The sequence below is a fragment of the Bilifractor sp. LCP21S3_A7 genome (assembly GCF_052118825.1).
In the GTDB taxonomy this organism is placed as follows: Bacteria; Bacillota; Clostridia; order Lachnospirales; family Lachnospiraceae; genus Bilifractor.
The window spans coordinates 88,575-96,552 of sequence record NZ_JBQKGL010000012.1 but is presented as its reverse complement, the minus strand read 5'-3'; the positions used below and the strand labels follow the sequence as shown (position 1 = coordinate 96,552).

Genomic DNA, 7,978 nt, shown 5'->3' with positions numbered 1-7,978 from the left:
ACCGCCGTTCAGGCATTTTTTATCTTCGTCCTCTCTGCGGTTTTGGATTCTTCAGCAAGTCGGATTTTTCCGCAATCTTTTTCAGCCACTTCCGTTCTTCTACTGACAGCTTCCTAAAATTCAGCTTGAGCCGTTTGCAGATAAACGCCAAGTACGCTTGTTCCGTGTCGCTGTCCTGGCTGACGATTTCACCAGCAGTTTAATGAATGTTAAACCACATGTTTTTCCATAATGTGGCTTCGACTTCACGGATTAGATCGATACTCTTCTGGTCTCCCAAATCAGCAAGTCTCTCAACGTTGTCCCAGTACATGTCATCCAGCATGTCGATGAGGAAGAGGATAGTCGCGTTCTGGTGATAAAGTTCTTCGATTGTGTAACTAGTCATATTCTTATGACCTCCTTCTACTTCTATATATGCGGAAAGACATGAGTTCCCCTAAAAATTTATAAAAAATATTTAATCTGATTGAAAGGTGATTGGGCTAATGGCAGCAATGCCGCTAGCCTTTATTTTTTTGCCCATTTTTGATTCTTCTTGAAAATTGCTATGCCTCCAAACACAAAAACACTGCCTTTGTGTCCGTATCTGACTGCAGGGGCAGTCCTGCCACAGCTACGAGGAGGACCGAGGCAGTATGGAAAAAAATAAGAATGAAAAGAATCAGGTTGTCGAGCTTGAATGCGGGCGCCTCCCGATTGATATGACTCCGCCGGACAGAACGCTCGATGATTATCGGGCTGATTATAGCTATCACTTAGCGGTGAAGCTTCTCGATGAGCTCCGTGAAAACGGGGATATTACTGACAAGGAATACGCAAAATGTGAGCTCCATTTTCGTGAAAAATATGCTCCGTTTCTGGCGGAGATAATGCCTGAAATTCGTTGATAACATCGGGTTCCAGAGCGAATATGTCACGTACAGAAAGGAGGCCGAGACGGTGGCAACGATAACTACGATCGATCCTTCGAAGAAGGATGACAAGAAGAAACTGAAGGTAGCTGCTTACTGCAGAGTTTCAACGGGATCCGCTGAGCAGGAAGAAAGCCTGACGGCACAGAGAGAGCACTACGAGGATTACATAAAAAGTAATCCCGACTGGGAGTTTGCAGGGCTTTACTACGACGAGGCAGTCAGCGGTACCTCGACGGAGAGAAGAGAGGCGCTGGCAAAGATGCTCGAAGATGCGAAGCAGGGCAAGATCGATTTTATTCTGACAAAAAGCATTTCAAGATTCAGTCGGAACAAGATCGACTGTCTGAATATGACTCGGGAGCTTTCTGCCTGCGGTGTAGGGATCTACTTTGAGAAGGAGAACATCAACACACTGACGATGGGAAGCGAGTTCCTGCTGGCAGTCATGAGCAGCCTTGCAGAAAGTGAATCGAGAAGCATTTCTACCAATGAAAAGTGGGGCATCAAGGTCCGAATGAAGAGTGGAACCTATAAGCAGGGGACACCTCCTTATGGGTACGACATCGATGACGGGAAGCTGGTCGTCAATAAGGAGCAGGCAGAGATAGTAAGGATGGTCTTTTCCATGGCTCTTGATGGAATGGGGTCCTATAAAATTGCCAATAAGCTGAATGAACTCGGAATCAAGACCCCTAGAAACGGGAAAATGTGGAGTGCATCAAACATACGAGGCATGCTTCACAATGAGCGGTATATCGGAGACACGCTCTACATGAAGACTTTCACTGATGAAGAATACAATCATCATTACAATCACGGTGAAGTAGACCAGTATTATCTGAAGAATACGCACGAGCCTATCATTACCCAGGAGGATTTTGAAAAAGTACAGCACCTGATTGGACAAAGGAAGAAGGAAAGAAAAATTCGGGATGGAGATGGCACCTATCAAACCAATCACCTCTTCACTGGGAAAATGGTTTGTCAGCAGTGCGGGGCTCACTTGAAGCATGTTGTACGCAGCGGCAGAAAGAGTGGGTTTTATGATGCATGGGCATGTCCTACCCACATTCGTGATAAAGACAAGTGTCCACTTAAGGTGCTTGAGGATAGCAAGATTCGAGCAGCGTTTACGACCATGATGAACAAGCTCATCTTTGCACGGCGTCAGGTGCTGGAGCCATATATTAGAAACCTTGAAAGCCTAGATACAGAGACAGCGGATAAGGAAATCGGCGAGATTGACGAGAAGTATTCGGCCCTTCTGAAACAGCAGGCCGCGATCATGCAGCTTGCAGCTGATGGGGTGCTCGACCCTTCAACATGCCAGAAAGAGCTTGCCGACCTGAACGATAAGAAGAACGACCTCGGATCGAAAAAGGCATCGCTGACGATGGCCATTTCAAATAACTACAAATTCACTACCGAGGCGGGACGACTTCTCAGATACCTGAGAGACCACAACATCACGAGAGAGATGGACGAGAATGCATTTCTGGAGTTCGTTGATGAGATCGCCGTGTATTCGAGAAATATGATCGGGTTCCGGTTGAGCTGCGGACTCGAGCTGAAGGAGGAATTGAAATGAGATCAGTGCTTTATGGCTATCGGATCGAAAATGGAGAGCCGGTCATTGAGCCCAGAGAGGCCGATCGGGTGAGGGCTGCTTTTGCTTCATTCGCAAAGAATGGCAATTTAGCACAGGCACTTAGGGATTCGGGAATTCAAAAGAATCATCCATTCATGTCTCTTATGCTCAAGAATCCCAGATACAAAGGCGATGACTTCTATCCGGAAATCATTGATGGAAAGACCTTTGATGAGGTTCAGGCAAAACGGAAGAAGAAAAAGAGACCTGCAATCAGGACCACGGAGATTATGCCCGGGACCAAGTTTCGCTTTCTGGATTACAAGGACGATGAACTTCCGAAGGATCCAGTTGCGAGAGCAGCTTATGTATATGAAAGAATTGAGGTGAAGGAATAATGGCAAACGCACCAGAGGTTATCATCATTCCGGCCAGAAAGAAAATCGGGAACCGGGTGGTAAAGGAAAATGAGAAGAAGATTCACGTAGCAGCATACTGCCGGGTTTCCACGGATTCTGACGAACAGGAAGAAAGCTACGATGCCCAGGTTAAGCACTTTAAAGAGGAATTACAGAAGAATCCGGCATGGGTGTCGGCTGGGATTTATGCCGACGATGGGATCAGCGCCACAAACACCAAGAAGCGTGATCAGTTCAATCAGATGATTGATGACGCGATGGCTGGGAAGATTGATATGATCCGCACGAAATCGATCAGCCGATTCGCCAGAAATACGGTTGATTGCCTGCAGACGGTGCGGAAGCTCAGAACAAAGAACATCGGTATTTATTTCGAGAAGGAAGGTATCAATACTCTCGACGCAAATGGAGAGGTCCTTCTGACGATCCTTTCATCGCTGGCGCAGCAGGAGAGTGAATCCTTATCGCAGAACGTAAAGCTGGGATACCAGTACAGATTTCAACGGGGCAAAGTAAATGTGAACTACAATAGATTTCTAGGATATACAAAAGGTGAGGATGGAAAGCTGGAGATCGTACCTGAAGAGGCGGAAGTAGTGAAAAGAATTTATCGTGAGTATCTTGAGGGCGGAAGCACCATCAGCATTGCAAAAGGGCTCGAGCATGATGGTATTAAAACCGGGGACGGGAAAACAAAATGGTACGGAACAACTGTACAGAAAATCCTTTCCAACGAGAAGTACATAGGAGATGCGCTGCTCCAGAAAACCGTCACAATTGATACGCTGCAGAAGAAAAGAGTAAAGAACGTCGACCACTTGCCACAGTACTATGTCAAAGACGATCATCCCGCGATAATACCGAAGGAGCTGTTCTTCGAAGTCCAGGCTGAAATGACACGACGTTCTGAACTCCGCCGAGAAGGAAAGCTGAATGAGAAATATTGTAGCCATATTGCTATGAGTGGCAAGGTGATCTGCGGTGAATGCGGTGCGTCATTTCAGCGAACACACTGGATCCTGAAAGGGGAGAAAGTACTTGTGTGGAGATGCAGATCACGCCTGCAAAAGGGCAAAAAAAGCGGCTGTCATTCCAGAACGATAAGAGAAGCCGATCTTCAGAAAGCTGTCGTCAAAGCGGTACAGGATCTGATCCTTGATGAGGACAGAATATACAACGACATATGCTCGGATGTGCAGGAATTGACCACAGGAAACACGGATATTGTACTTGCCGACATCAATTCCAAACTGGTCGAGCTTCAGCAGCAGGTTCTTTCCCGGGTCAAGGCCGGAAAGAATACAACGGAGCTTGCTGAACAGATCCAGCAGCTCAGAGAAAGAAAAAACGAGATTGAGACCACAAAGTCGGAACGGAAGCGCGACGAAGAACGGGTTGCTGCTTTGCGGGAATCCGTCGAGAAAGCAAAGGATAAGGTGCTCGCCTATGATGAGCAGCTGGTGCGAAACTTCATAGAGGAGATCAGGGTCTTCCCTGCCAAGCTCACCATCATGGTGAAGGGTGGAGCAAAAGAGGACATCATAATTTAAGGATGAAAATATTTCATGCCGTCTCGGGATTCCGGGGCGGCTTTTCCTGTTGGCAAGATAATGCTACCATATTAAACTAACATTGGGCCTAAATGAGTCTATAGAAAATATCAGATGGTTATATTTGATAAACTTCCACGCAAAGAAGTGGGTCGGTAGTGAAAATCGGAATTGACCGAGCCCTTTAGAGCGAGGGATGCTTCTTGTCTGAAGGATAAGAAGATGGAGTCGCTAAAGAGTTTAACAAATCGGAATTTTACGGTCAGTAAGGAATGCGTAAAGTTATATGATTGTATTATAAGCGATTTGTTAAATTTTTATAACCACTTGTATTTGCCTGCGATTTATGGTATAATATTTTGAAATTTAGAAAGAGGTGGGAAGATGATTAACTTTTCTTGCAAATAAAATCAAAATATGCGGTAGTGCTATACTTTGGCATTATTGTGTCTATTGCAAGAAAGTTATATGTCTATCTTACTCAATATAGTGCTGTTGCCACTTTTGCTTAGTGGTGTTATTTTATGCTATGACGAGCTGCAAGGATAAACTTTCTTGTGGCTCTTATTTTGTTTTGGAGGTGCTTTATGAATAGTGCAGAACAGATAGTTACACATGATTCACTCCGTATAGTGTCGGTTCCTTTTGGTGAAATCTATACGTAGTAAACATTCACCGAACCGACTTTGTATCGTATGACATGCAAAGGAGGATAATATTTATGTCAATGATTAAAATTGAAAACCTTACGTTTTCATATCCGACAAGTTATGATAATGTTTTTGAAAATGTCAGTTTCCAGGTTGATACCGATTGGAAGCTTGGTTTTGTGGGCAGAAACGGACGAGGTAAAACAACCTTTCTGAATCTTCTGCTTGGGAAATATGAGTATAGTGGAAAAATCCTATCATCCGTACAGTTTGATTATTTTCCTTATCCCGTTTCAGATAAGAATCGTATTACAGAGGATATATTGCAGGAGATTTGCCCACTTGCGGAAGAATGGGAACTTATGCGAGAACTTTCTTATCTTGATGTTGATGTCGATGTGCTTTGGCGACCTTTTGAAACACTTTCCAACGGAGAGCAGACAAAGGTTTTAATTGCCGCTCTTTTTCTTAATGAAGGGCATTTCCTACTGATTGATGAACCTACCAACCATTTGGATGCCAAAGCGAGAAAAAGTGTGGCGGCATATCTGAAAAAGAAAAAGGGATTCATCTTAGTTTCTCACGATCGTCGCTTTCTTGACGATTGTGTTGACTATATTCTATCGATTAACCGAGCGAATATCGAAGTGCAAAGAGGAAACTTTTCATCATGGATGTCAAATTTTGAGCGACAGCAAGAATTTGAACTGGCTCAGAACGAACGTTTGCAAAAGGACATCAGACGATTACAGCAGTCGGCAAAACGCGCTGCAGTATGGTCTGAACGTGTAGAAGCTTCCAAAATTGGGGCAGCAGATAAAGGTTATGTCGGTCATAAAGCCGCCAAAATGATGAAGCGTTCAAAATCTATAGAAGCGAGACAACAACAGACAATCGAACAAAAATCAGCATTGCTGAAAAATATGGAAACCGCAGAAGCCCTCAAGATACAACCGCTTAATTACCATACAGATTTGCTTGCATCATTATCGAATGTAGTAGTTTATTATGATGGCATTTCAGTTTGTGAACCCGTTTCGTTTGAAATAAGACAGGGAGAACGCATTGTGCTTGATGGAAAGAACGGCAGTGGCAAAAGTAGCCTGTTAAAGTTGGTAGTCGGGCAGTCCATAGATTATACGGGTACAGTAACACTTGGCTCTGGGCTTGTAATTTCTTATGTGCCACAGGATACATCGTATTTATGTGGAACCCTTTCCGAGTTTGCAGAAGAAAACAACCTTGATGAAAGTTTGTTCAAGGCAATTCTTAGGAAAATGGACTTTGAGCGTGTACAGTTTGAAAAGGATATTAAAGACTTTTCTGGCGGGCAAAAGAAGAAAGTCCTAATTGCGAAAAGCCTTTGTGAAAAGGCACACTTGTATGTATGGGATGAACCGCTCAACTTTATTGATGTGTACTCACGTATGCAGATTGAACAACTCATAACGGAGTTTGCCCCGACCATGCTCCTGGTAGAACATGACAGTGTTTTTCGAGATACTGTGGCAAGTAAAATTGTGAATATCTAAATTGGTTCTTCCGCAATTTTACGTTTTTCGCTTTAATAAAAATGGAGAATGCTGATTTACACTGGCATTCCAGTATTGAAAAATTACAAAATACGGATAATTGCGTAAGAACCTCTAAATTAAAATAATTGTATGGGTTAATTCCAGCTTTACAGAGACTCAAATTCCAGTTTGTCGCCTTGATTCCTTTAGATATGTTTCCTCATTTGATGCCTGAGTTTTAGATATGTTTCCGCAAACAGAGGCGAATTATTGACATGTTCCCGCAAACAGTCAGGCAGCGTGATTATATTTTCAACTGTCTCGGGGCACGTCGAGACCGTGGCTCTGCTAACAAGAAAAAATTGAAAGAGGGCTGGAAAAGCCCGTGTTTAAGCCATTTCTGCGGCATCCGTCTTTCTGAGAAGAGAGGCGGGTGCCGCATTTTCTTTTAGAAAAAATGTGAAAGTTGGTCGGGCGTGACTGTGGGAAGGCTATTTTGATGAATTTTTAACTGGCGAGACTGTGGCTTTGCTATTTTCAGGGGTTGTAACTGTGGAAAGGCTATTTGAGCAGAAATAGAAAAAAGGGGGCTGTGAAAAAATGAGATAATCATTTTTTCCAGCTCCCTTTTTATATCATTTTTTGTGAGGTATGCTGTTTCTGGCAAAAATAGAGTATAATGCCCCTTTCCCCAAAAACTACAAACTTTTTTTATTAGGCAGCTTCTTGGAGACGCATCTTTTTATTGTGATATTTATATAAGTTATGACCTATTGAAACCAAAAGAACCTCAAGTTTTACGGATTCTATTCCTTTTCGGACTATTCTTTTATACCAACGATCATTTTTTATGATTCCGAAAGTACCTTCCGCTTGAATGGATCTGTTCATTCTAAGGAGTGCTCCATGGATGCTTTCAAGATTATTTATAACCTCCTGATGCATAGCGGTCAGTTCTTCGTTTATTCTTACGGTCTTGTTTTTATCTGTTTTCTTACACTTCGATGCATAGGGACAACCACTGCAGTCTTCACACTGATAGACTTCTTCTTGCCGGCCATACTGGTTTCCTTTTACATGCTTCCTGTATAGAAAGTTGAAGCTCTTCCCATTAGGACAACGCATTTTCCCATCATCACCGATCTCAAAATTAACAGCTCTGAATGGATCGTTGTGATATTTCTTATCGGTCGTCTCCTTTTTAAACATTGTGAACTTCATGTACTTTTCCATGTCTTTTTGCTCGCAAAAGATATAATTATTGAACGAGCCATATCCCGCATCAGCCAAGCAATCTGAAATAAAAAATGGTAAAACGCCCTGATTTAGTGTATTATAAG

Annotated in this window: 6 protein-coding genes and 2 pseudogenes; 5 read left to right on the top strand and 3 right to left on the bottom strand. The window is 43.2% G+C overall.

Annotation, left to right across the window (positions count from 1 at the left end):
• Nucleotides 1–19 precede the first annotated feature (19 nt).
• Both ACTQ1O_RS11595 and ACTQ1O_RS11590 read right to left on the bottom strand, forming a co-directional pair.
• Nucleotides 20–199, bottom strand: a pseudogene (locus tag ACTQ1O_RS11595) (helix-turn-helix domain-containing protein); the annotation flags it as partial.
• On the bottom strand, nucleotides 200–388 hold the full coding sequence (locus tag ACTQ1O_RS11590; protein ID WP_441099619.1) for a hypothetical protein: 189 nt from the start codon (nucleotides 386–388) through the stop codon (nucleotides 200–202).
• Nucleotides 389–638: 250 nt separating this feature from the next.
• On the opposite strand from ACTQ1O_RS11590, the gene ACTQ1O_RS11585 reads away from it, so the two are divergent.
• The 5 genes from ACTQ1O_RS11585 (at nucleotide 639) to ACTQ1O_RS11565 (ending at nucleotide 6,656) form a co-directional block, all read left to right on the top strand.
• Nucleotides 639–890, top strand: a complete 252-nt coding sequence (locus tag ACTQ1O_RS11585) for an SHOCT domain-containing protein (RefSeq protein ID WP_441487382.1) — start codon at nucleotides 639–641, stop codon at nucleotides 888–890.
• Between the two features lie 52 nt (nucleotides 891–942).
• Nucleotides 943–2,505: a recombinase family protein gene (locus ACTQ1O_RS11580; protein ID WP_441474572.1), complete on the top strand. Its 1,563-nt coding sequence runs from the start codon at nucleotides 943–945 to the stop codon at nucleotides 2,503–2,505.
• Nucleotides 2,502–2,903 carry a hypothetical protein gene (locus tag ACTQ1O_RS11575; RefSeq protein WP_441474571.1) on the top strand — a complete coding sequence of 134 codons (402 nt, stop codon included), beginning with the start codon at nucleotides 2,502–2,504 and terminating at the stop codon, nucleotides 2,901–2,903. Before ACTQ1O_RS11580 ends, ACTQ1O_RS11575 begins: the two co-directional genes overlap by 4 nt.
• Nucleotides 2,903–4,474: a recombinase family protein gene (locus ACTQ1O_RS11570; protein ID WP_441487381.1), complete on the top strand. Its 1,572-nt coding sequence runs from the start codon at nucleotides 2,903–2,905 to the stop codon at nucleotides 4,472–4,474. Before ACTQ1O_RS11575 ends, ACTQ1O_RS11570 begins: the two co-directional genes overlap by 1 nt.
• A gap of 721 nt (nucleotides 4,475–5,195) precedes the next feature.
• A complete protein-coding gene (locus ACTQ1O_RS11565) occupies nucleotides 5,196–6,656 on the top strand; it encodes an Lsa family ABC-F type ribosomal protection protein (protein ID WP_002584327.1) in 1,461 nt (486 codons plus the stop codon).
• Nucleotides 6,657–7,352: 696 nt separating this feature from the next.
• Here the strand turns inward: ACTQ1O_RS11565 and ACTQ1O_RS11560 are convergent.
• A pseudogene (locus ACTQ1O_RS11560) lies at nucleotides 7,353–7,928 on the bottom strand (transposase); the annotation flags it as partial.
• Nucleotides 7,929–7,978 lie beyond the last annotated feature (50 nt).

What these genes read in the sequence shown, in the direction of transcription:
- ACTQ1O_RS11590 (WP_441099619.1), bottom strand. Translation starts at nt 388, where the DNA reads ATGACTAGTTACACAATCGAAGAACTTTATCACCAGAACGCGACTATC.
- ACTQ1O_RS11585 (WP_441487382.1), top strand. Translation starts at nt 639, where the DNA reads ATGGAAAAAAATAAGAATGAAAAGAATCAGGTTGTCGAGCTTGAATGC.
- ACTQ1O_RS11575 (WP_441474571.1), top strand. Translation starts at nt 2,502, where the DNA reads ATGAGATCAGTGCTTTATGGCTATCGGATCGAAAATGGAGAGCCGGTC.
- ACTQ1O_RS11570 (WP_441487381.1), top strand. Translation starts at nt 2,903, where the DNA reads ATGGCAAACGCACCAGAGGTTATCATCATTCCGGCCAGAAAGAAAATC.
- ACTQ1O_RS11565 (WP_002584327.1), top strand. Translation starts at nt 5,196, where the DNA reads ATGTCAATGATTAAAATTGAAAACCTTACGTTTTCATATCCGACAAGT.